The 22,539-nt window shown below is 45.0% G+C and carries 32 protein-coding genes; 23 read left to right on the forward strand and 9 right to left on the reverse strand.

What is annotated here, in order from left to right; translation table 11 throughout:
* The first annotated feature begins 206 nt into the window (after positions 1–206).
* A complete protein-coding gene (locus WA1_RS18630) occupies positions 207–521 on the forward strand; it encodes a helix-turn-helix domain-containing protein (protein ID WP_017742063.1) in 315 nt (104 codons plus the stop codon).
* A 64-nt stretch (positions 522–585) separates the two neighbouring features.
* On the opposite strand, the gene WA1_RS18635 is transcribed toward WA1_RS18630, so the two are convergent.
* From WA1_RS18635 to WA1_RS18655, 5 genes are all read right to left on the reverse strand, one after another.
* Positions 586–1,275 (reverse strand): HAD hydrolase-like protein, encoded by a 690-nt coding sequence (locus WA1_RS18635; RefSeq protein WP_017742062.1) that lies wholly within the window; start codon positions 1,273–1,275, stop codon positions 586–588.
* A gap of 228 nt (positions 1,276–1,503) precedes the next feature.
* Complete coding sequence (locus WA1_RS18640; RefSeq protein WP_017742061.1) at positions 1,504–1,836, reverse strand: hypothetical protein; 333 nt, start codon at positions 1,834–1,836, stop codon at positions 1,504–1,506.
* A 55-nt stretch (positions 1,837–1,891) separates the two neighbouring features.
* Positions 1,892–3,010, reverse strand: coding sequence for a hypothetical protein (locus tag WA1_RS18645; RefSeq protein ID WP_017742060.1), 1,119 nt, complete (start codon positions 3,008–3,010; stop codon positions 1,892–1,894).
* A gap of 8 nt (positions 3,011–3,018) precedes the next feature.
* Positions 3,019–3,390: an ASCH domain-containing protein gene (locus WA1_RS18650; RefSeq protein ID WP_017742059.1), complete on the reverse strand. Its 372-nt coding sequence runs from the start codon at positions 3,388–3,390 to the stop codon at positions 3,019–3,021.
* An 11-nt stretch (positions 3,391–3,401) separates the two neighbouring features.
* The gene (locus WA1_RS18655) at positions 3,402–4,727 is read right to left on the reverse strand and encodes a hypothetical protein (protein WP_017742058.1); all 1,326 of its coding nucleotides are present in this window, start codon (positions 4,725–4,727) and stop codon (positions 3,402–3,404) included.
* A gap of 197 nt (positions 4,728–4,924) precedes the next feature.
* Here WA1_RS18655 and WA1_RS18660 point away from each other — a divergent pair, with 197 nt between their 5' ends.
* Entirely contained in the window at positions 4,925–5,185 is a 261-nt protein-coding gene (locus tag WA1_RS18660) for a CopG family ribbon-helix-helix protein (protein ID WP_017742057.1), read from the forward strand.
* Positions 5,186–5,300: 115 nt separating this feature from the next.
* Positions 5,301–5,618, forward strand: a complete 318-nt coding sequence (locus tag WA1_RS18665) for a hypothetical protein (protein ID WP_158516653.1) — start codon at positions 5,301–5,303, stop codon at positions 5,616–5,618.
* Between the two features lie 30 nt (positions 5,619–5,648).
* Here WA1_RS18665 and WA1_RS18670 read toward each other — a convergent pair whose 3' ends face one another.
* Together WA1_RS18670 and WA1_RS59920 are read right to left on the reverse strand one after the other, a co-directional pair.
* On the reverse strand, positions 5,649–5,936 hold the full coding sequence (locus tag WA1_RS18670; RefSeq protein ID WP_148662713.1) for a hypothetical protein: 288 nt from the start codon (positions 5,934–5,936) through the stop codon (positions 5,649–5,651).
* An 88-nt stretch (positions 5,937–6,024) separates the two neighbouring features.
* Entirely contained in the window at positions 6,025–6,624 is a 600-nt protein-coding gene (locus WA1_RS59920) for a helix-turn-helix transcriptional regulator (protein ID WP_017742054.1), read from the reverse strand.
* Positions 6,625–6,822: 198 nt separating this feature from the next.
* Between WA1_RS59920 and WA1_RS18680 the strand changes: the two genes are divergently transcribed.
* Entirely contained in the window at positions 6,823–7,182 is a 360-nt protein-coding gene (locus WA1_RS18680; RefSeq protein WP_017742053.1) for a hypothetical protein, read from the forward strand.
* 396 nt (positions 7,183–7,578) lie between these two features.
* Complete coding sequence (gene iscB / locus WA1_RS18685; RefSeq protein WP_017742052.1) at positions 7,579–8,904, forward strand: RNA-guided endonuclease IscB; 1,326 nt, start codon at positions 7,579–7,581, stop codon at positions 8,902–8,904.
* Positions 8,905–9,079: 175 nt separating this feature from the next.
* Here iscB and WA1_RS18690 read toward each other — a convergent pair whose 3' ends face one another.
* A complete protein-coding gene (locus tag WA1_RS18690; protein ID WP_017742051.1) occupies positions 9,080–9,484 on the reverse strand; it encodes a hypothetical protein in 405 nt (134 codons plus the stop codon).
* A 131-nt stretch (positions 9,485–9,615) separates the two neighbouring features.
* Between WA1_RS18690 and WA1_RS18695 the strand changes: the two genes are divergently transcribed.
* From WA1_RS18695 to WA1_RS18715, 6 genes are all read left to right on the forward strand, one after another.
* Positions 9,616–9,909, forward strand: coding sequence for a hypothetical protein (locus tag WA1_RS18695; protein WP_017742050.1), 294 nt, complete (start codon positions 9,616–9,618; stop codon positions 9,907–9,909).
* Positions 9,896–10,342, forward strand: a complete 447-nt coding sequence (locus tag WA1_RS18700; protein ID WP_272819171.1) for a hypothetical protein — start codon at positions 9,896–9,898, stop codon at positions 10,340–10,342. Before WA1_RS18695 ends, WA1_RS18700 begins: the two co-directional genes overlap by 14 nt.
* 169 nt (positions 10,343–10,511) lie before the next feature.
* Positions 10,512–10,874 (forward strand): hypothetical protein, encoded by a 363-nt coding sequence (locus tag WA1_RS18705; protein WP_017742048.1) that lies wholly within the window; start codon positions 10,512–10,514, stop codon positions 10,872–10,874.
* 121 nt (positions 10,875–10,995) lie between these two features.
* Positions 10,996–11,247: a hypothetical protein gene (locus WA1_RS18710; protein ID WP_017742047.1), complete on the forward strand. Its 252-nt coding sequence runs from the start codon at positions 10,996–10,998 to the stop codon at positions 11,245–11,247.
* Positions 11,244–11,408, forward strand: coding sequence for a hypothetical protein (locus WA1_RS57050; RefSeq protein WP_017742046.1), 165 nt, complete (start codon positions 11,244–11,246; stop codon positions 11,406–11,408). The genes WA1_RS18710 and WA1_RS57050 overlap by 4 nt, the downstream gene beginning before the upstream one ends.
* Positions 11,409–11,642: 234 nt before the next feature.
* Positions 11,643–11,852 (forward strand): hypothetical protein, encoded by a 210-nt coding sequence (locus tag WA1_RS18715; RefSeq protein ID WP_017742045.1) that lies wholly within the window; start codon positions 11,643–11,645, stop codon positions 11,850–11,852.
* On the opposite strand, the gene WA1_RS18720 is transcribed toward WA1_RS18715, so the two are convergent.
* Positions 11,836–12,180 carry a helix-turn-helix domain-containing protein gene (locus WA1_RS18720; RefSeq protein ID WP_158516654.1) on the reverse strand — a complete coding sequence of 115 codons (345 nt, stop codon included), beginning with the start codon at positions 12,178–12,180 and terminating at the stop codon, positions 11,836–11,838. The genes WA1_RS18715 and WA1_RS18720 overlap by 17 nt on opposite strands.
* 340 nt (positions 12,181–12,520) lie before the next feature.
* Here WA1_RS18720 and WA1_RS18730 point away from each other — a divergent pair, with 340 nt between their 5' ends.
* The 12 genes from WA1_RS18730 to WA1_RS18770 all read left to right on the forward strand — a co-directional run bounded on the left by WA1_RS18730 (position 12,521) and on the right by WA1_RS18770 (position 21,811).
* Entirely contained in the window at positions 12,521–12,874 is a 354-nt protein-coding gene (locus WA1_RS18730) for a hypothetical protein (protein WP_017742042.1), read from the forward strand.
* Positions 12,875–13,823: 949 nt separating this feature from the next.
* The gene (locus tag WA1_RS61720) at positions 13,824–14,066 is read left to right on the forward strand and encodes a hypothetical protein (protein WP_148662714.1); all 243 of its coding nucleotides are present in this window, start codon (positions 13,824–13,826) and stop codon (positions 14,064–14,066) included.
* A 465-nt stretch (positions 14,067–14,531) separates the two neighbouring features.
* Positions 14,532–15,416, forward strand: coding sequence for a DNA cytosine methyltransferase (locus WA1_RS61725; protein WP_017742041.1), 885 nt, complete (start codon positions 14,532–14,534; stop codon positions 15,414–15,416).
* Positions 15,349–16,842, forward strand: coding sequence for a hypothetical protein (locus WA1_RS61730; RefSeq protein WP_201789103.1), 1,494 nt, complete (start codon positions 15,349–15,351; stop codon positions 16,840–16,842). The genes WA1_RS61725 and WA1_RS61730 overlap by 68 nt, the downstream gene beginning before the upstream one ends.
* Positions 16,839–17,816 (forward strand): ParB/RepB/Spo0J family partition protein, encoded by a 978-nt coding sequence (locus WA1_RS18740; RefSeq protein ID WP_017742039.1) that lies wholly within the window; start codon positions 16,839–16,841, stop codon positions 17,814–17,816. Before WA1_RS61730 ends, WA1_RS18740 begins: the two co-directional genes overlap by 4 nt.
* Positions 17,806–18,117, forward strand: a complete 312-nt coding sequence (locus WA1_RS18745) for a hypothetical protein (RefSeq protein WP_017742038.1) — start codon at positions 17,806–17,808, stop codon at positions 18,115–18,117. Before WA1_RS18740 ends, WA1_RS18745 begins: the two co-directional genes overlap by 11 nt.
* Entirely contained in the window at positions 18,107–18,403 is a 297-nt protein-coding gene (locus tag WA1_RS18750) for a hypothetical protein (RefSeq protein WP_017742037.1), read from the forward strand. Before WA1_RS18745 ends, WA1_RS18750 begins: the two co-directional genes overlap by 11 nt.
* Before the next feature lie 95 nt (positions 18,404–18,498).
* The gene (locus WA1_RS18755; RefSeq protein ID WP_158516655.1) at positions 18,499–19,218 is read left to right on the forward strand and encodes a GIY-YIG nuclease family protein; all 720 of its coding nucleotides are present in this window, start codon (positions 18,499–18,501) and stop codon (positions 19,216–19,218) included.
* Positions 19,208–20,521 (forward strand): hypothetical protein, encoded by a 1,314-nt coding sequence (locus WA1_RS18760; protein WP_017742035.1) that lies wholly within the window; start codon positions 19,208–19,210, stop codon positions 20,519–20,521. The genes WA1_RS18755 and WA1_RS18760 overlap by 11 nt, the downstream gene beginning before the upstream one ends.
* Positions 20,515–21,096 (forward strand): hypothetical protein, encoded by a 582-nt coding sequence (locus WA1_RS18765; RefSeq protein ID WP_017742034.1) that lies wholly within the window; start codon positions 20,515–20,517, stop codon positions 21,094–21,096. The genes WA1_RS18760 and WA1_RS18765 overlap by 7 nt, the downstream gene beginning before the upstream one ends.
* On the forward strand, positions 21,093–21,230 hold the full coding sequence (locus WA1_RS57055; protein WP_017742033.1) for a hypothetical protein: 138 nt from the start codon (positions 21,093–21,095) through the stop codon (positions 21,228–21,230). The genes WA1_RS18765 and WA1_RS57055 overlap by 4 nt, the downstream gene beginning before the upstream one ends.
* The gene (locus WA1_RS18770; RefSeq protein WP_017742032.1) at positions 21,230–21,811 is read left to right on the forward strand and encodes a hypothetical protein; all 582 of its coding nucleotides are present in this window, start codon (positions 21,230–21,232) and stop codon (positions 21,809–21,811) included. The genes WA1_RS57055 and WA1_RS18770 overlap by 1 nt, the downstream gene beginning before the upstream one ends.
* Positions 21,812–22,539: the final 728 nt, after the last annotated feature.

The following is a 22,539-nucleotide window of genomic DNA, read 5'->3' on the forward strand; positions in this document are numbered from 1 at the left end:
GAGGTCGTTTCTGGCCTAGTGACGCTCGAATATCCGCAAAAACCAACTATCAAAAAACTCAGAATAGATGGCACTAAGATTTTGTTACTCATAAAACTAGTGCGATTACTTAGAACAAAAACGCAATTTGTTTGTTTAAAATTGTTTTGTTGATTTTTTGTCAACTCAATCTAATGTAATTTATCTAACTATCGGTTGTTTTCAAGATGGCTAAAAAAAAGCCAATTTGGTCTGACAAAAACCAAAATGGCGACGACTTTATAAACAAAAAATATAAGAAGACTCTCAAGCTGATTGTTGAGTCGAGCGATCTTTATGAGCTTTTGGGAGAATCAATCAGAATTGCTCGCGTTGCAAGGGGTCTATCGCAAGAGGATTTAGCGCGGAAATTGGAATGCGATCGCTCTGTCATTCGATTGTTAGAAAAGCAGGGAGGCGATCCAGTGGTTTTGCGGAAGTTGATTAAAATCTTAAACCTGGAGGACAGTTACTTTAATTTTGATGATGGTGAAGACGCGTAATAACACTGTTAGGCGGAAGAATATCTTCCACCTTATTTTAGGGTGCGGAAATTCCGCACCCTCATTAAATCTCGACTCCTTCTAGAAACCAGATCAAGTCTCGATTCAATCCCGTAAATTCCTTAATTCCTTTTGTGAAGCGCGATCGCCACAGATCGGCAGGACAAAAATGAATCAAAGCATTGCTAGCGGCTTCTTTATCTTCTTCGCGATCGCCTACCATCCAAGCCGCTTCCATATTTAGTCCGTCGCAATCGAACTCTTTGAGGGCGAGATTAATCATTCCCGCACCGGGCTTCCTGAAGTTTAACTGCTCGTCTAATTTCCACTCGTAGCCATCGACTGAGGAATCATAGTTAGCATATGGAAGCAGTACCGCTTTTTGAGAATGGTCGTATTTTGTTATTCCGTCCTTGCTGACTTTGTAGCAGAAATACCCCTTGAAATCTGGGCAGAAATATATCGCTTGAAGCTGGGGGAGAAGTTCAAGGGTATAAGCCATTTCCGCGATCGCATCTTCAATCGTTTTGAATGGCTTGCCAGTCTTCTGGTCGATCGCGGCACAGCCACCTTGGTTGCTAATCCCCACTATGTGCCAGTCGCGATCGCGATACCAATTTAACGCAGCTTCTACAGCTTCTACAGCTTCTACACCTTCCATCACCTTAACATCGCGGGGGTTTTGTTTGAAAGTCGCGCCTGATACGGTTTCTGTCAAAGTTCCATCTACGTCGCACAGTAAAAGCTTAGTCATTAAGCACCTCTTCTGCTTCCGCATTTGTTAATCTCTGGCTTGCATTTTACAACCGCCGCATCTGACGGCATAGAGGAAACGAGTAGCAACGCGACTAGGGCAGCTGCCAAGAATAGTTTGATTTGCATAGAATTGGTTTGAGAATTTTATTGTCATGTCCCCTGTCTTGCAGCAGGGGTTATTTTTTTACCCGAAGTTTCACGACGTTGGGGCAATTGGTCGAGCACTTCAAATAGCCACAAATCTGTAATCGGGATTCAAGGAAGCTAGGTCAAAGACAAGCAGGCTCCCCTTTGGTCGCCAGCCTACAGCCACACAATGCTGACCGCTGACCAAATAAACCTCGGACACAAAATGGTCTTTCATCAAAAAATTGGGGGTGGTTGCGTGCCACACATCGGTGACGATTTTGCCCACTTGTTTGGGGTAGAATTTCCGCCCCTCTCCCTCCAAGTAGATTTTGTAAGTTTGATAGGTGTCGAGATTGTTCCAACAGACTTTAAAATTTTTATTGACCGAGAAAACCCCTAAAACTCGTTTTGCTTGTTTTCGGTTGTTCATGATTGTTTGTTGAGGATAGAGTAAAACAAGGCAGAGGATTCCATTTAGAAATGACTTATCGCTTAACTGACGGTGGCACAGAATACCGCTCCAACCACGCCAATGCCGCATCCAGCACGGGCTGACCGGAACCCTTAGCGAAAGCGATCGCGCTTCCAATTGCGGTAAGAGCACCCTGGCGATCGCTCGCAGTCCCAATCGATACCGCAAAATCCGCACACATATCGCAGATGAGTCGTTCCAACTTTTCGGGGGGCATCATGCCCGTGCGATCGCACCCGTAAGCTTGGCACTGAGCGACAATCCAATTGCCTTTGTGTCCAGTCTTCTGGCGAATGGCTTCGATTATTGCCTTGTGGTGGGGATAAAGGTCTTGGGGAGAAGTGGGTTGCGCGTTTGGATTCGCGATCGCGGTGTTGTTGGGGGATTGAGTTTGTTGGGAGAGCGCTTTCATGTAGCTCATCACATCGTCGTACTTGCTAGCTGCGATCGCTTCTGGTTTATCGAAACCGAAGTGCTTGTAGGCAGATTTGATTTGAGCATCAGACAACTTATACTCGTTTTTTCCGACTGCCCACAATCGCTTGCGTTGACCGTCTGTGATGGTTAGTACTGGTGAAGTGTTTGTCATTGAGTGCAACACACTGCCTTCTTCCTTGGCTCGTGGTTGAGGCGCTGATAGAGCTTTTGAGTGCTGCAACTTGAGCTTTTGCAGTTCACCCTGCATCTCGTCATCTAACTGGTGACGATTCTCCCAAAGGTATTTATAAACAAATACTTGGTCGTCAAGATATCTGCCAATTCCCCATTGCTCTCCAGCGTTCCGAACACTTTCTGCAGCCACCCTATCAGCTGCCGAACCACGAGTCATCTCCTTGTTGTTACTACTAAGTAAAGAAATAGGAACGCAAGCGATCGCCTCCTTTCGCACACTCAAAATAGTAATTCCACACCTACAGACACAGTTATTGTCAACATACTGAAGCTCGCTATAGTCGATAGTCCAGTCCGGTGCGACTTCGTCAAGGCGCTCTCTAATTGCTTGGTGGGGAAGATATATCCAGCGATTGGATGTACCGGGAAGGTCTCTAACTTTATGCTGGTTGGCGGGAAGGGGCTTTTTAAATTCGGTAATAATACGCCGTAATTCTTGTCTGATTTCTATGTCTATCATGGCTTTTGCTAGTTGAAAAATTTAAATCTAACAACCCAAACAAAGTCATTAGGAGTCATTTTGATAAACTCAATAAACTCTTGCTTAGAAGCCCACAAACCGCCTTCTGCTAGCACGTCTTCTTCTGGCATATTTGCTAGTTTTTCAAAGACAGGCACCGATGTAAGGCTAACAAAGCCCATTCGATAGGCACCTTTAACGTAGGGCATATTTGACCACGCTTGGTGAGTGCCGTTACCTTTTTGGTAAGCACAAACGATTTGCTGTGCGTGCTTTTCAGACCAATTGCGGCGAGTTACTGTTTTAGCTCCAGTCAGCAGTGGATTAGGTTTGTTAAGCTGCTCTGAGAGTTTATTGGTTAGAGAGAATGAAAAAATCATCACTTATGAAATTAAAATTTTATAACCCAAAACTCTGCCTCGGAATAGGGGGTGAGCGTTTTACTATTACCCTCTAGATCTTTGAGGCGAAGGGTAAACAAAATATTGTAAAACCCGCGCCGCACAACTTCGGCGACTTGCGATCGCAGTCCCACTACTTCCCAAATTTTACCGTCTTGAACAACACCATCCCCTACTTCTAACTGCCGCGCTACTTTTTTGGTACAGAATTCGTTGAGAACTGCGATTTGGTGCTTGCAAGTAACGCCGCGAAAATGGGTGTCACCACACTGGCATCGCTCTTTGGGATTGGGGTTGAAGGGGTCAACCACGTAGTGATTGCCGTTGCTGGGATTGCGGACAATGAACTTATCACCGTGCTTTTCTAGAACCTCAATGGAGGCTGCGCGATGCTCGCGGGTTAAAGTGCTAGGGTGCGGAAATTCCGCAGATAGAGTTTGCTGTGTCTTTGACAAGAAGCTAACGGGTGCGGTTGATGTTACAAAAGAGTAACCGCGCAAGTCTTGGGGTTTTTCAACTTCCTCGACAGATCCTTCTTCGCGTAAGACCCCCGTGACAGCAGTGTCAACGTTTTTATTTAAAGGATAATAGCGGTCTTCACTGGCGTTGACAATGCGGTGAGTACCCGGTGTCGTTCCCCAGCCCTGCCAGTTAAAGTTGGACTGTTGGTTTTTGATTTTGAGAATGCGGTGAGCTTCAGTTTCAAGAATAGTTAAGGCTTGCTGCTTTGTGGAAACTTCAACAACTGAACCGAGATAACTAGCTGCGACACCAACAAAAGACACAGTGAGGGTTGCAATAGGTTCACCAAGGTAAGTCACGGTTTCAGTGCCATCGCCGTTGTCGGTAGTAGCAATGGGGCTGGATTCAACTTGTGCAACGGGTGTTTGAACAATTTCAGGAGCGATTTCAGAAACTTGCTCAGATTGTGCTTGTTCAAATGCTTCAGCCAATCTATCGCAATCCGAAGTGCGGGGGTGGTGCGTGCGGACTACGAGGTGAGAAAGGAGTTTACAACCGCCGCGCCCAGAAGCTTCACCAAAAGATTCAAAATAAGGGCAAGTTGCACAAGTAGAAAGCTGCTGGGTGGTAGACGCAACCCCAGCAGCAGTTGTTGATGTTGTGTTTACCAAATTGTCAGCGACAATTTCAGCAACGGCAACTGGAATAATGCGGTCTTGTTGGAAAGCGAGAATTTCAGTTACGCAATCGTCGTTGGTGGGGTATTTGGGTAAGCCTAGTTGGCTACAAATCGCCCACAACTTCGGGCGTTTTTGTTTGGCAAGGTAATCGCGGGAGTAAACGGGGTGTGTCATAATTAAAAACGAGATTTACATTTGATTTCCCTAGGGGCGATCGCGAGTTTTCCAGGCTGTGCGATCGCCCTTTTGATTTGTATAGCTCTATTGTAGTAACGCGTTACTACTATGTCAATATGGTAATTACAAGTTCTCGAAAATATAGTACAAATAAGAAAATAAGCGTTACTACATTTATGCGTTGAGCTATAGTTATGGCTAGAAAACCGTCTGGAGATAAACTAACTAATCAAATCATCGTTAGAGTAGATGACGAAACGAAAGAAGCTTTCATGAGCAGGGCTACTGCTGAAGGAAAATCGGCATCAGAGATAATCAAAGAATTTATCCAGTCTTACCTAGCTAGGGAGCCGCAACAAGTACCCGATTTAATTCAAATACGCGCAGACGTAGAGCACCTAAAGGAAAAAGTAGCTATTTTAGAAAATGAAGCACAAAAAAAATTATACGCCTGAGAGCTGAAAATGACGCTCTCAGGCGTTGGCGTGACAACATAATCCAGTCTGCTCCAAAACCAAAACAAAACCCGTCAGAAATCTGACGGGTTTAGCGTTTTTTATGGGTTGACTTTTGAATTCGATAGCGTTACTACTTAATATATACGTGTTACTCACTTTAGCATGCTATCGAATGCCTATGAACGCGATCGCATCCCAAGCCAATCCAACCCATCCCCCAGAACCGCAATCACTTCCGGTGGCGGTTTATCCCCCAGAATTTTTGGAATTTTGGGCTAAACACGAAGGAACTTTCCCAGGTTACGCGAACGGCTCACAGATTGAGGACTTGTGCAAGCAAATAGCGCTGGAAGCATGGCTAGCAAACCAAAGACTCGGTATTGAAAATTTTGAAGACTCGGCAAAGTTATCTCGGAAATTTCCGAGATAACCAAACCAGACAACTACCCAAAAGGAGATATTATTCAAGCTGACAACGACCGACAAACTCGCTGTAATAGCGATCCATATTTTCACGGGTAATAACTTGATTGCCCTCACGCTCAAGTATTTCTTTCGATACTCGATCGAGACACTGTTCTTTAGTTTCTGCTGTTGCGGATTCCTTGACCTCATAGTAATTGCCAGTGCTATTGCTTTTGAAGTAAGCCCCAACACAGCCAAGGGCAATCATCCCCGGAATCAATGACATCATTATCCATTCTCTTTTAGTGATGTCCCGGTCTTTACCGTCCGCAAACTGTCTCATAATTACACTCACAAAACGCACATAAGTCCTGAGAAACGAAAACCGATCTGGGCATAGCACACTAGGTAAAGTCCCAGCGAGGAGATACTCAAGATTGTTTAAATAAATCAGCCAAATCCTCAACCGTGCGCTTTGTAATTTTGCAAAGTCGAACGGTTTGTCCGAGCGTCAGGCGTGGAATATTAGATCCATTCTCCCACTCAGCGACTTTTTCCTCGCCAACGCCCACAGCGTCCGCTATTTGTGCTCGTGTCAGATCTAATGACAGTCTTAGCGCCATAAATCTTTCACTTGGCTTTAGTCTTGGGGGTTGCACTTGGCAGACTTCTCGCTGCTGCGTCAACGAGTAAAAAATTTCCATAGACTTGCCTGCCACGGTTTCCGGATTGGTCGGCATCCAGATCGCCGTTTCGCTGTGCCATATTATCTTGCCGCCATAGTAAACGGATGTTTTGGTATTTCGCAATCCACCCTCATCAGTAATTTGCATCGAAAGTTTAACCAATTGACTGTCTGCGACTTGGAAAATTTTGTAAGTGCGATCGCTTACTTGGAAAGAACCAGCGTCCAACCAAAACGGACTCAATCGCACGTACTGACTTCGTTTAACAACTGGCGCAAAATTAGAGAGTTCAAGGGGTAAGTTAAAAAGCGTTAGTTCAGAAGGCTCAACAACATCAACGTACATGGTAAAGCGCGAGATAAATGGCTAATTTATTTTTATTACCATTCCCTCTAGTTACGGCGTAGCAAGATTACTGAAAATTCAATGAAGTTTTGGCGATCGCTACTACCAAAAGCATGACGTTTTTGACCAACGCCACAAGTTCAAAATCCCTCCGCCGATCGCACAGCGGAGGGGACTCACAAACCACAAAGGTGATCTATGACAAGTGATAACAATTTACCAGATCCACAGCCCAAAAGCCACAACACGATTTTCGTGCCGCCCAACTGGAAGCTACCAAAATACCATCTTGGACAGTTAACGCAGTACGGGTGGATAGTGGGGCTTCGTTATTACCCCGAATGCTCGACCAAAGGACAAAGCAACGGGGGTAAAGAGTGGCAGTACGAAATCGTTCGTAACTGGATGGACGAGGATTCGGAAATCATTCCTGAATCACAAATTAGGCTGCATTCACCCCAGAAAACGGCTGAGGAATTACAGGCAGAAATTAACGTTTTGATGCGCCAAGCTGAGAACCTGCGATCGCAGATGAATCTCAAGCAATCAGCCGCTTAACCGCACTCGTAACAATCTCATACACCGCATGAGATTGAGGGTTGAAACAACCAAACACACGATAGACCTCAAGCAACAAAAACCGATCTGGGTATAGCACACTAGGTAAAGTCCCGGTGAGGAGATACTTGAAGTTACAAATATGTAAGCAACCCACTGCTTAAAGCAGTGGGCTTCAGCTAAACCCAGTTTAGTTGAAGCCAAGTTTACCAGACTATCAGCCTTAAACAAGCTGGGTTTACATTAAGTGTTAAAGTACTCACCTTGGGATGCGTAGCTAGTTCCAAGCTCTGAAACCAGGTAATTAAACAGACATAATGGTTTAAAGTCAGTGTTACTTGGATAGTACCGGATGTAAACAAAGTCAAAGCTAACTTTACCCGTAAGGAGGCTCTTATGAGCAAAGTATTTGTTTTAAATTCAGAGAAAAAACCACTAAATCCAATTCATCCCGCACAGGCTAGACAACTTTTGAAAAACGGAAAAGCCGCCGTTTTTAGAAAATTTCCTTTTACCATCATTCTGAAAGTGACTTTCAAAACGGAAGAAGAAAAACCAGTTCAACCTTTGAGATTAAAAATAGACCCTGGTGCTCAAACGACTGGATTAGCTTTAGTTAACGATACAACAGGAGAAGTTGTATTTGCAGCCGAACTACAACACAGAGGTTTTGCTATTAAAAAATCCCTCATTTCAAGAAGACAACTCCGTAGAGGTAGAAGAAATCGCAAAACTCGGTATAGACAACCTCCAAAACACGAATGGTCTAGAAAGGGGAATAAAAAACCTGTTCCCAAACAACGAAGAACTTGGATAGCGCCAAGTTTGATGAGTAGAGTTCATAACATTAACACATGGGTTGAGAGGTTAAAAAAATTAGCTCCTATTTCGGATATCTCTCAAGAGTTGGTTAAGTTTGACACTCAATTAATGAGAAATCCAGATATTCAGGGTAAAGAATATCAACAAGGAACTTTAGCTGGATATGAGACTAGAGAGTATTTACTTGAGAAGTGGAATAGACAATGTGCTTATTGTGGTAAAAAAGATGTTCCTTTACAGATTGAGCATATCTATTGTCGGGCTAAAGGAGGTTCTAACTCAATTACCAATTTAGCTTTGAGTTGTGAGAAATGTAACAAAAAGAAGGGGACTAAAGACATCAAAGATTTTCTCAAAAAAGAACCTACTAAATTGAAGGAAATTCTAGCTCAAGCTAAAAGACCGTTAGCTGATACTGCAGTAGTTAATTCAACAAGATTCAAACTGTTAGAAGTCTTAAAAGCAACCAATCTACCAGTAGAAACAGGTTCAGGAGGGCTAACAAAGTTTAACAGAACTAATCAAGAGTTAGAAAAGACTCATTGGATAGATGCAGCTTGTGTTGGTAAATCAACCCCAGAAAAATTAATCATCAAAGGAGTTAAGCCATTACTAATTACTGCAAACGGTCATGGAACAAGACAGATGTGTGGTACAGATAAACATGGATTTCCAATTCGTCATCGTAGTAGAAAACAAATCCATTTTGGATTTCAAACTGGAGACATCGTTAAAGCAGTTGTCACCAAAGGTAAAAAAGTAGGAGAGCATATTGGACGTGTTCTGTGTCGTGCAACGGGTAGTTTTGATATTACTACTGACACTGGAAGAGTCGCTGGTATTAGTCACAAATATTGTAAACACATTCATAAAAAGGATGGTTACTCGTATGCATTCTGAAAAAGTTAGACTGCACTTAAAAGTGCTTACGGCTTCCTCCCACGCCTGAAGGACAATTGAGTTTTTCCGCCAAGCTTTAAAACTCAATTTCGTGGGCTTCCGCCTTCGATCACTGTGACAATCCCGTGGTTCACGGGATTGAGGATTGAAACCACGGGATTGAGGATTGAAACGCTTACCAACCCCTAGCACCAACGGAGCGACAGTAATACCGCATGGCTTCAGTAAAAGGAGTACCCACTTTCAGCGCAACTTCTTCTCGCTTTTTGTTTTCCGCAACTTTGACGCCGTTTTCGTTGTAACCCCTAGATCCAACGAGCCAAAGCTTTTCGTCAGCACACGAGGGTTGAATTAATAATTGAATCATCAACCCATCTTTAATTTGGTTGACTTTAAGGACTCTACCAAAACCAAGCACCGGTCTATTCATGGCTTGGGTATCCAGCAAGAAAGGTTCTCCGTCCCTGTCATACCCAACGTTTACGTATCTTTGAGATTGAGCGGACGCTGTTGAACCAAAACCAACAACCGCAATTACCACAGCAGACAAAGCAGCAAAGGAGGATTTAAGATTAAACATATTCTGGGGTGATAGAAGATAGACGCCAATTCATTTCTATTGCCCCTTTTAAGTTTTTTGGCGCAGCACAAATACTGAAAACTAAGTGAAGATTCGGCGATCGCGATTGATGGATTGAGCGCGGAGCGACCGTGCTCACTTGCACCCACCGAATCGCTGCACAATTAAAGAAAACCAGCGATCGCAAAACTTATGACCCAAAAGCACAAATTATGCCAAAACCAAGATATGACGAAAAAGAGGACAAATCGCGCCATGCAGTAGCAGACGAAGACTGTTGTGAAGAAATGGCTCAAAAATACGGCTGGCGGCTAGTTGACGTGGAGGAAACGGGCGATCGCACTCTACCAATTGACTGCGTGTTTGATGGAAAAACTGAATTTCCCAAATCTTATTACGACAATGAGGAAGATGATGATGCGTAGATGGATTGTTTTTCGTGCCGAAAAGCGCCAACCGGGTTGGCAAGAACGAAAGTATGCTCACACGGGGTCTTTGACCAAAAACTTGGCTGAGCATTACGACTGTTCGGACAAACCGTTACCCGAACCGGGTTATAGACCCCCAGAATTTATTCGAGTAGAGCAGTTCGTTGACCCTCAATATCCACAAGGCAAAACCCATTATCGCCATAGCGACTGGGAAGTGACAAAAGTGGAAACTTACACCCCCGACGTTCCTATGGGTGAATTTGACATCATAGTCATTTGTCATTGTAAGTACTCACCCATTAATGCACCACTTAAGCCAATGCCAGAACGTCAAGTATCCCTTGACTCGTTTGGTGGTGATGAACAAGCTTACAAGCAGTGGGTGGAGCAAAACCGAGTCACTGCAGAAGTAAAGCAAAGCGCTTAACGATCTATCTTGAGCCAAGTTGAGCGATCGCATCTTGTCAAAAGTTCAGAACGAGGGTGCGGAAATTCCGCACCCTCGTTTTTGCGACAAAACGGAGGAAATAACCCTTTTGCAGAAAACGTTGTAGGTTTACTTTTGAGATACGGTCACTTATACGAACGGAAACCGCATGACTAACCTTGAACTATTCAACCTGTGGTCGCAACTCGCACCTGACGAGTGCAAGGCAAAAACTGACATTGATGGTAAATGGGGTAACAAATTCATCGTTTCCTCCACCGAATACGAACAAAACGGAAAGCATTGGAGGGGTATTAACACCAATCCCACGCCAATTCAATTGGCGCACCTCGTACCAGTTCTCATACAAAATTGCGGCGATCGCGGTTGGGAATTATCACTGCAAAACGAGAAGGGGTTGTGGCTGGTAACGATGACCAAACACGGAGAAGGTCAACTCAGACACACCGGATATCATTCGCTTTGTGCGATCGCAATCCTTGAAGCTTATGTAAATGCCTTAGAACGATGAACAACACGGAACACAAGTTTCTTGTATAAGGGGATGGCATACAGCGATCGCGACCTTAGTACACAATAAACACAAACAAATCAATTTCCCAGCCTCAGCCTGGGAACGATAAGGATGAGTCATGACCAGAAAAGATAGTCAAACAGAAATCCAAAAACGAGTGGAGCTCGTAGCGCAAATCGAAACCCTAAAAAAAGCCATTGGATGGAATATTAACGATGAAATGAATTATGTCAAAAAGTGCTTTAGCAAAGCATCCAGAGCGTTTCTCAATTTGGAAGAACTGCAACAATATCTTAATTATTTGGAGTCCCAATTTGATGGCGAGATGGAACGGCAAAGTCAAAATCAACTTAACTTGTTTGAATTATGAAACCCAACCTCATTGGCGAAACCGATATTGAACTAAGTCGCTTGGGCTGGACTACCGATCGCGGCAGACAGCACTTAATCAAAACCTACGGCAAAAGATCGCGACATTTGTTAACAGAGGAGGAGCTACAAGATTTTTTAAACTTCCTCCGCACTCAATAGCAACTGCATAAGCTCATAACGCGATCGCCTATAACTCTATACCCCTAACACTACCTAACTCCATGTATCTTACAATACGCGCAATTGTAAACTAGAGCGACAGCGCACGGGAAATAGACATCTATCCTTTGATAGAGTGCCAGTATATGTGTATGCTTTGTAACTTTAATTTTAATTTGTGCAAACGATATTAATTTTCGCTTGCCAGAGATTAACTACTACATTACCGTACACATGGACAGTCAACTTGGTGACAAAAAGCACGCGCTGACTAAATGCATCCAAAGTCTTGAGGGGTTTGCACTTGAAGTTGGCTTTTCAGAAAAGGAAATTTTTGAATCCTTTGTAGAATGGCTGTTTGAGAAAGATCGAGAGCGTTTTGATGAGGTGATTAAATCTTTGGAAGCAGCCTCCGAAGACACCGACACTAAATCTCGTCAATAAGCAGCTTAATCAAGCGCACAACTTCCTCTCTGGATAATTGGCGAATGGTCAACAACAAATCTTCCGCCTTCTTCGGCTTGTGGACTTCCTCCGAACCGACGGCGCGAACCTGTGCTAGTAGCTGCTCCAAAGACTGACCCCTAGCAGTTGCAACTGCCTCTAGGTTTTCCAAGTCGGGGATAACCGTGCCGCGTTCCCACGATTGGACTGTAGCGTAACTCACGCCCAAGTCGCTAGCGAACTTCCTTTGACTTCTGTTTCCCCTGGCGTGCTTAATAGCTTCCACCAACCTTGCGCGTGATTCGGCATCCATTATCGCAATTGTCACGACTAACAAATTTAATCATGCCGATCTACTTGTCATTAGTAAATGCAATCATGCTATAGTCATGGCTGACTGTAATTGTCATTCACGGCAATCCTAATATGATGTCTCCAACGAGCACAAAACTAAGCGTTACAAGAAAACAAACTAGGATCTACATAGACGAAAAGCTAATAGAGCGAATGAAAGCTTATGCCCACGAACACGGGTTGTACAAGCACAGGGTTCTTGAGGCGGCAATCTCGCGCTACCTTGATGAAGCCGAAAAACGACCACAAGAATAAAGCGTCCGCCAAGATGAGCGAACGCTTCACAAAACAATATACGCCATCAATTCTACTGCATGGAAAGCGATAGCAGATCTGCCCTCAAGCAACTAGCCCTCTCCATACCGCCGGACATTCTAGCGGAAGCCTTGGTCGAGCAGCTAAATGAAACGAAGCCATCAACCAACCAATCCCGCCAATGGTACAACACCGACCCAGCATGGCGATTGCTGGGACTCAACAGTGCCGACCAACTCAGGCGATTGAGGAGAAGTGGCTTATTGCGCTGCGGTATTGAGTATCGCGTGGTGGAGTCGGAATTTCAATTCCACCTATCCAATTGCGAATCGCGCCTTTCAGAATCTCCCGAAAGGCGAAAATTGACCAACAAAATACCTCGCGTATCGCGAGGCAGGATTAAAAAATTATGAAAATCTTATTCCCAAAAGGCAAATTTCCGTAATTTCACAGTAAAAAGTGCCTCGCTGGTTGAATTATCTTAATTCAACCAGCGAGGCACCTTAACACTTATTGGAGATCGCTACTCGTCTTGGCAAGGACACCCCGTAGCGTCTCCCTTCGATTCCATTGAGTTGGTGCAAAAGTTTTCATCTAAAGTGATACCCATCACTTTTCAAAAGTGACAAGGCTTGTTGCAGCCATTCTCAATGTATGCACGTGAACCGCACGCACCAATCGATTATAAACCAAGACAATGTGAAAAATTGCTAAGATTCAGTGCTCTTGGTGAACGTTGGTGCTAACAACCACTTACCAACAGAATAATATGGTTGCAATTCAAGATTCACCAACAAATACTACCATTCCGGACTTAAATTCCGCTCTTGAAGCCAGCGAGGAAATTTTTGAGGCTGCACTACTCAATTGCCACAACCTAGTAGAACTAGATTGCTCGCTCAAAGCCATCAGTCGCAAACGCGGACTGAGTAAGGATCACAAAGCGATGCGGAAAGCAAGAATTAGCCAAAAAATATCTTGGCTCGAACAAAGACGGCAGTTCCAACCCTTTGCCGAAGAATACAAAGGGTACAAGGGAAGTTTCGCCATGGGTGAAGCTGGTATAATTTTTACCATTTTCTCACCGACAGGGGATGAGTGGGAAACTCAAACTTCGGCGAGCGCCAAAAACGAAGTCTCTCGCCAGTTCCGCATTGAGGCGGAAGCGCACATAAAATCGTTGCAGTCACCGGAAGAACCCAAGGTAGAAGAAGTCAAACCTGCGCCCCCAGTCATTCATTTGACGCCTGAGGGGATGCGAAGCCGTCGTTTCGCTGACTGGAAAGAAGGCGATATCCTTTGGTCTAGCAAAAAGGGTTACGGAGTCTATCTTGGCATTCAAGAGACGGCAACTCCCCAGGCTTGGGTGAATTTCGGTGCGTATCCAGAACCAATGGACTCGCTCGTGATGTGGGCGATCGACGCAGAAGAATGCCCACCTCCACTCGTAGTAGGACAACAAGTACTTATTCTCAACGAGCATTTTGGAACTTTCGGGGAAATTACAAAGGTGTTGGCAACGGAGGAAATCGCTTGCACTCAAATCCCGGAATCGGTCAGAATAACTCTAGAAAAAAACCTTTGGATCTACAGCGAATCGGGTAAATATCACCGCAATTACCTGCTGGCAGTGGGAGATAAAGTGCAAAGCGGGGTCACCGGAAGTACGGGACGAGTCGTGCAAATTCAAGGTGCGATCGCTATCGATTGGAACACCACTGGGACAACGACGACCTACGACGATCCAAAAGACCTTCTCCGAATTGACATCGAGCTAATTCCCGTCACCCGCAGCAAAGTAGACTTACTCAAGCAAAAATTTATTGAAATCGCTCAAAACAAGTACAACTTGTGTGAGGATGACACGGTTAAAATTCTGATTGGCAAGCACAAAGGCAGTGAAGGTTGTATCGACCACATCATGCCCGGTCCAATGTATGAGGATGTTTCGCTAAATCCGCAGTTGTGGGTCAAGCTAAATAATGCTGACTTGCTCCTTAGAGTTGAAGCGCACGAAGTTGAAAAAATTGAAATCGATTCAGACACCGAAACAAGTCAGGACTTAACACAATGCTTACCCACCTCGACCTCTTTGCCGGAATCGGCGGATTCAGTCTTGCCGCACGTGCCTGTGGCATCAAAACAACCCATGCAGTCGAAATCAAGCCATTCCAGCGCTCAGTCTTCGCTCACCATTTCCCAGAGTGCGTGCTCTGGAAAGACATCAGAGTCATCAACCCAATCGAAAAAGGATGGGACATTATCAGCTGCGGATTCCCCTGTCAAGACATCTCAGGAGCCAACCACAAAGGAAAAGGACTCGACGGCGATCGCTCCGGACTATGGAAAGAAGGACACAGAATCATCAAAGATTCTCAACCAAAATTTGCTCTCATCGAAAACGTTGCCAATTTGCGACATCGAGGACTTGGACGGGTCGTCAGCGATCTTGCCGCCATCGGGTATGTGGGAGAATGGCAAACTGTGGGAGCAGCCCACATTGGAGCACCCCACCTCCGAAAGAGAATACTTATTGTTGCCTACCCCAATGAGCTACAACCCAGACTCCAAGGGAAGGAGACCTGGGCAAGCCAAATTAGACAAGAGATTGCGGCTCTTACCAACACCGATAACCTGGGGGCATGGTGGCAGGGAGAGACGCAAGAGCAAAAGCGGGCAGATACTGCGGACGACCCTAGACCCTCACATCAAACCGGAGGAAGTACTCAATCCCGAAGTGCCGTTATGGATGATGGGATTCCCCAGTGGGTATCTGAATATCAACTTGGCGGATGGTGGGCAAACAACCCAGCCCCAACTCTCTGTGGCATCCCAAGAAAAAGTCAATCGAAACGATACGAGCAACTTGAATGCATCGGTAACGCAGTTGTCCCAGGAGTCGCCCTGCTCGGATTTAAGCGAATCCTCTACCTCAACAGGTTGCTTGGGGAATGACGATCGCGAGCCACTAGCTGTAGGAGAGTGGGTTGAATTCAATTCTGTAGTTTGCGAAATCTTGGCATTGGATGGCGATCGCGCTGAAATTTTAATTGGAGTTTTAATTGACACCCCTGCTATTTCTCGCTGGGTTCCCACATCTGAACTAAAGCCACTCGCTAAAATTCAAGACAACTACGGTATTTGGTACGAGATAGAAAAAACTCAAGCAGGCGTACCGATTTGGCACAATCGAACTTTAGAAACGATTGAAGACGCTGACACCTACGTGGTACTCGAAAGACGGCAATCTTCACTGCTCGTAGTTCGCGAAGGAACTCGTCCCAAGCGTTCCGATTCAGAGGGCTGGCAACAAGGTTGCGTAAATCCGCTTGAGATCAAAACAATTGAGAATGCGAGCAACGCGCCAGATGTCATCAACGAGAACGGGAAAGACCACTTACTAATTTCCGCAATCCGCCGCGATGGTGGAACTCAACCGAGAGTGGCAGTCGATCGCGCTATAGCTGAAGAGTACGCTCAAGCTAGAAGAGACGGTGCGGAACTTCCTCCAGTGGTGGTGTTTTACGACGGTCAAAGCTACTGGTTGGGCGATGGATTCCATCGGGTTGAGGCTGAGGAGATTGTGGGCAGCGATCACGTACTAGCAGATATCCGCCAGGGGACTCGCCGCGATGCGATTTTGTATTCAGTCGGAGCAAACGCAACCCACGGACTGCGACGGACCAACGCCGACAAAAAACGGGCAGTACAAACCTTGCTAAAAGATGAAGAGTGGACTAAATGGGGCAACCGAGAAATTGCCAGACGTGCTGGAGTAGACGAAAAAACGGTGCGGAATTTACGCGCAGAGCTATCTGCGGATTTTCCGCAGATGAGCAAGACAGTGCAGAGGGGAGGTACGACTTACACTCAACAAACCACCAACATCGGTAAATCTGCACCCGCCAACTCCGAATCCCCAAAAGCGGAACAAACAATAACTGTCACTACCAGTACTAGCACAACCACAACTGATGACCCAGAACCACCAAAGGCAGAACAGGCAACGCCTACGATCGCTGCCACGAAACCCCAGAAACCTCAACTAGAAGTTTTCCCCAGGACTGCATTCATTTCTGATAACTGCCCTGATGACAAGCTGCGCGGTCAAACTGTGACTTTAATTAGTCGTCCCAATCCCGATCTATACCTTGTCGATACTGGTAGTGACAGAGAAACGATTCGAGCTTGCTACGTGCAAGAACAGCGCGATCTGCCCAAATCGGAAACAAAAACAGAGCAAGCCGTCGATTTCATTATCGCAACCGCAGCAAACCTTTCCAACTCCCAAGTTGACAGGCTGCTAAAAGCTCTGGTGCAAAATCACCCCAATGCTATAGCTGCTCTTCTCAATGAAGGCAATGAGGAGATCGCGCTATGACACCAATAGAACCTTGTGCATTGCGATCAGATGAGGAAACAAGAGCGCTATTCGATCCATATGTAAATGAAGCTCTCCGCCATCAAGTCGAAAAACTAGAACCGCACCCCGAATCCCTGCGGATTGAATTGTCTGAAATCCGCAGGGATGGAGGAACACAACCCCGTGCGGCAATCAATCTTCATCATGTCAGGTTACTCGAACAGCAAATTATTGAGACTGGAGGGGAAATTGAACCAGTGGTCGTGTTCTACGACGGCGCTGACTATTGGCTAGCGGATGGCTTCCACAGATGGCAAGCCCATCACAACCTTGAAAAGTTGGACATTAACTGTGTTGTTCGCCAAGGGACTAGACGCGATGCTGTGTTGTTCAGTTGTGGCGCGAATGCCGAGCACTTATGCGCTTTGGCACGCTCCAGGGATGACAAACGACGTGCGGTACTGATGTTGATTAATGATTCAGAATGGGGTCAGTGGAGTGACAGAGAGATAGCCCGTAGATGCAAGGTTGATAACAAGACAGTCGCTAAACTGAGGAATTCCCCAGACGCAAATAAAGGGGCTTATCTGAGGAATTCCTCAGATACAAAAGTTAACAATGGAAGAAAAGCTCAAAGAAACGGCAAATCCTACATTGTTGACACTTCTAATATTGGTAGGAAAACTGTGGTTGAGAACGAGACAGAAAAGGTAGGAGCGAGCGATGGGATTTCACCTGAATCTGAAGCAGCAAAGACTTCAGATTCGGCAGAAGAAGAACTTAGACCAACAGCGATTGAGCGTAACTTAAACGAGATTTGCTTAGGAGTTATCAGCACCAAGAAAAACTTATCGCCTGCTCAGCGATGGGCTGTTTTTGATTCTATGACCGATGAAATGAATGGTGAAGAATTGGATGAAGCGATCGCGACTCTTAAAGTCAAGTCGCAAACCAGATCGATTGAAACCGTAGGAGAAACAGATGCAACTTAAACTCATAGCTGACATTCCCCAAAGAAAAGAGTTAGTTATTGACTCTGAAGAATTAGTGAGATTATTTGAGCTAAAGGTATTGAGTAAATTACAATACTTTTATTTTGCCATTATGTGCGATTACGGGCAAAAATCTATTGCTTCTATTGACAAAGAAGCATTTTGCAAAGAATGGAGAATTGGCTATAACGATTTTGATTTGCTCCTAGCACAACTACAGAAGAAAGGAGCGCTAGTACTCAAGCAAGAAAAATACGTACAGCTTCAGTTGCACACAACTCAAGATGACGATGAAGAATAACATTAACTACCACAATCTATTGGTTTGTTTTCGCCGACTCCCTCATCTCAAGTGGAAGATTATTCAAGAGCGAAAACATAACCGTTGCGGTATTTTTTGGGGATACGACGAGAGGGGAAACTATGTTGAGGTCATTGACCGGGAATGTGGTTTCTTTGCTCGCTACAAATCACATAGCGGTCAAATCCTATTGTTTAGCGATTTAGTTCCGGGAATGGAGTTATCTCAGGCTTTATCTCAAATTCAAAGACTCATGGAGGTGTTATATGCAACTACAAGCAATTAAATGCCCGCTCTCATCGGGCGATGGGCGGGCAAAAGCAAAGCAATATTTGCGTTTCAAAGTTTTTTTTCAAGAACACATTAATCAAGGGATTAACTGTGCCTAACAAACTAGCAAGAGAGCTAGCTATCGATGAATTAACACCTACTGAAGGAGTCATTAATATGAATATATCTGAAGACAACAATAATTACAAGCAGAAAAAACCCGTGTCAATCGAGAGATTAGCCCCCGCGACGCTTTTGCTAATTCAAGAAATTACTAAACTACTGAATGATGGAGTAATTCTCTCAGGGACGCAAATTGAAGAGATTGGGATGAATTTAGGATGTGGCTCTCAATCCAGAAAATCAGCAAAAAACTTTTTACTTGAGAATCAGGCTGCAATAAGAATCAGTGTTGGTTCTCGCTCTCTCGGCTCTTGGATGAGTCCTCAAACTCATCAAGAAAAATACTCGCATTGTCGCGAGTTTAAAGCTACAAAAAACAATACTCTCTATCAGGATTTACCAGAAATTTCTAAATGGGCACGCGGGGAGTTCGTTTACTTTCTAAGACGAACGAGAGATGGAATCTACAAAATAGGGGTAGCCAAAAACCCACGTAAAAGAGCACAAGGAATAGCGAATGCTTGCGGCTCTCACTTGGAAGTTGTTGCCTTCAAGGATTTTTGTAATGCCACAGACGCCAGAAATACAGAATTTACTCTTCACTCTATTTATGACGACAAAAGAACTGTTGGCGAATGGTTCGATCTCTTCCCAGAAGAAGTTGAAGCGATAACAAGAACATTGGGGGGCAAAGAAAATGAAATATAGTTTTCTAGCCATTTTAAGAGAAGGTATTCCTTACCACAAATCTCTAAGAGAATATACGGGAAGTGTGACATCTGTTATTTTAATGCAGCAACTTGACTACTGGTTTCACAAATACCCTGATGGTTTTTTTAAATTTCTTGCTCCATCGCCCAATCATCCAGACTATAGAGAAGAAGATAGCTGGATTGAAGAATTGGGATTTAGTGAAAAGGAATTTCGCACAGCTTTCGACTTCATCGGTGTTCGTTACGCATCTAAAAGTGAGTTTTTGAAAGCTGACAACAAGTTCATCGATAGCTCAGGGGAAGAGAGATTTTACTGTAGTTATCATGACAAGCAAAAGGGCTTGACTTGGTATTTTCGCAATCATCAAAAAGTTGATGAAATTATTGAAAAGGTGATTGCAGCAAAACCACCAAAGGAAAGAAAAAAGGCTTCTGTAACTGACCATAAGGCATCTACTGTAACTGCCCAAGGGGAAGTTACAGTAAACTCCCAAAGGGCAGTTACAGAACTTCCCTTTGGGCAGTTCTGTAACTGCCCAAGGGGAAGTTCTACTATATATACAGAAAATACAACAGAGACTACATCAGAGAGAGAAGAAGCGCCCGCGCTCGAAATTAAAACTATCACGGTTGAGCCGGAACTTTCCCAACCTGAAGCTCGCAGTTGTGACAAGGTTAACTCGGACAATCCCACGGAAAGTTTAATAACGGTTTGCCCTGCCCAACCACAAAATTCTGGAGCGGACAAAATTTCCGCCGCGCCGTCAGCAGTTGCAAAATTTGACCAACGGTTCATGGCAGCCTATGTGCCTGACGAAAAATTGGGAATTTACCTGCAAGTTTGGAATCAGGAGCGTCCATCGGCTTGTGGTGAGGCTTTCAAGATGGATTCAAAACTGAGAGCACATCTGCTTGAGCTTTCTAAAAGCTATACCGCGCAAGAGTTTGCTGAAGCAGTCATTTATATCCGCGAGGCAACAGAAGAGTTTTACCGCAAAGAGAAATTCACTTTGTTCAGGTTTACCAGTCCCTTGCAAAGCCATGTTGGGGATTGTTTCACCAAACATCACAACGCGATGAAGACAGACAGCGCCTATCGCGATCGCGTCCTTGGGAATGCCCCCTCTATGGACTTGGGGAGAAGTTGTCCCGATCTCGTAGGGGTACCCATGGCACAGCAGAAATACGAGCAAGCTGTAACCGAGTACAACAAGCCCAAGTCGTGGCTGGAACAAAGGGCAGAAGAAAGAATGCGTAAGTATCAGGAAGAATCACGAAGAGGTCAAGAACAATGCTAAATCATGAAGCTTTTTTACAGGGAATAGCGGCGTTAGAAGAGCATTACGGCAAAGAGTTGAGCAAGATTGCCAAAATTGCTTACTACGAGTGCTTGAAAGGTTTGAACGAGGAACAGCTAGAGGCAGGTGTTTTAAAAGCGATCACTTCCTGTGCGTTCATGCCCACGGCTGTAAAGCTCAAAGAATTTGCGGGGTGCGATGAGGAAAGATCTCCAGGAGAGAACTGGATCTCCTATAAAAGCGCCGGGACTAACTACTTTGCTCTACCATCTACCGAAATAGTCGTTGAAGGATTGTCCGACGAACAGCGATCGATTAACCTTCAACGCATTTCAGCAGAACTTGCAGCTAGAAAGGACATGAAGAAGCTTAGGAAAACTGCCAAGCCTCAACGAGAAAAGTTTGACGACATGAGAAAAATGCTGTTGTCTGGAGTTCCCTGGCTGCAGAAAGAAGCCATTACATGGGCTAAGGGTCAACCTTGTGTTTTGTTTGTTTATTGTGACAGCCCTGACGGCTCTGATATTCCTTCTGATATGCGCTGGGAAGAAGAGATGGAGAGCGGGCAGCAATGAAAACATACTTGGCAGTGTTTTCCGCATTGCCTCCCAAGTCGATGGATGTAGCTTACAAGGTACTGAGGAGCGGCGTTCATCCACGGGCGATGGCAGATTTCGATAAAGCACTTCAAGTGGTGAGGATACGGTGATGACAAGAAGACTTAATGATTTTTACCCTACCCCCGCATGGGCAACGCAAGAACTTATAAAGCGAGTTCCTATTATCGGAGTTATTCTCGAACCCTGTGCGGGGCAAATGGATATCAGCAAACGATTAGATAGTAGCGTCGATCGCCTTGTATTTAGCAGCGATCTTACTTGGGATAACGAAGCTCCTAGAGACGCAACAAAGGACGCATTTTGGGACTACTGGAGCAAAGAAACCCCTCTTGACTGGGTAGTCACCAACCCACCATTCACCCACGCTGCTGAAATTTTGATAAAAGCTTACGATCGCGCTCAAATCGGCTGTACTTTCCTGCTGCGATTGTCATTTCTAGAGCCGTGCAACGGACGAGCAAACTTCCTTGCCAAGCGCCCTCCGAATTATCTGATTGTTCTCCCCCGAATCTCCTTCACTGGGGATGGACGGGTTGATAACTGCACCTGCGCTTGGTTTGTGTGGATCAAGGGTTGCCAGGAACAAACGATCGCGATCGTCCCAAAAGATGCGCCGCAAGGTCAATTAAGTTTGGATTTGGGAGGCAACTGCAAAGCCTCCACGGATTGAACTGTTTGCCCGTGCCATCCGCCCGACTTGGAATGCTTGGGGTAATGAGGTGGTAGCAGAAAGTTCTATCTGCGGAATTTCCGCAGATAGCCTTGTTAGAGGAGGTAGTAAATTCTGAGAAAATTCTGAGAAAATTCTGAGGATCGCCCTGCACCTAGGCGGCGCGAGTTCATCTCACCTAAAAATCGCGGGAGCGTGGAAGCCCCGAAATATGAGACTCAAGAAATTAAATGAATTGAGTCTCATAGGTTATTTATATCGGGGAGGAAACGCGACCCGTGCGAATTTATTCGCTGTCATTCTTAGTTTTTGGCAGCCGCTTAATATAGTCTCGCAACACCTCAGCCGGAGATATTTGCTTTGACTCTGCATAGCACTTGAGCTTCACGAACTCTTCATCTGACAGCCTCAAATTGAATACATTAATTCTTGCCATCGTAGTAGAAATAAACTACAATGATTATATGCTGAAATGCGAAAGGCACTGTGGAAACCACGCAGAAAAGGTCTCGTAGTAGGCAAGTGTCGGAGATTGATACGCAAACCGTGGTTAATGGGGCTGTCCGGGGGAACTCGGTTGTAGAAACAAGACTAGATGTCCATGGGGATATCTTGAATGTAAGCCAGCCTCGAGGTTCAAGGGCTAGTGTTGCGAGACCTGAACAGGAATTCAACCGCTAGTTTCTTAGGGCTGCTGAAAACGACCGTTCTGGGCAAGAGAGCGAATG

This window comes from Scytonema hofmannii PCC 7110 (assembly GCF_000346485.2).
Taxonomy (GTDB): Bacteria; Cyanobacteriota; Cyanobacteriia; order Cyanobacteriales; family Nostocaceae; genus Scytonema; species Scytonema hofmannii.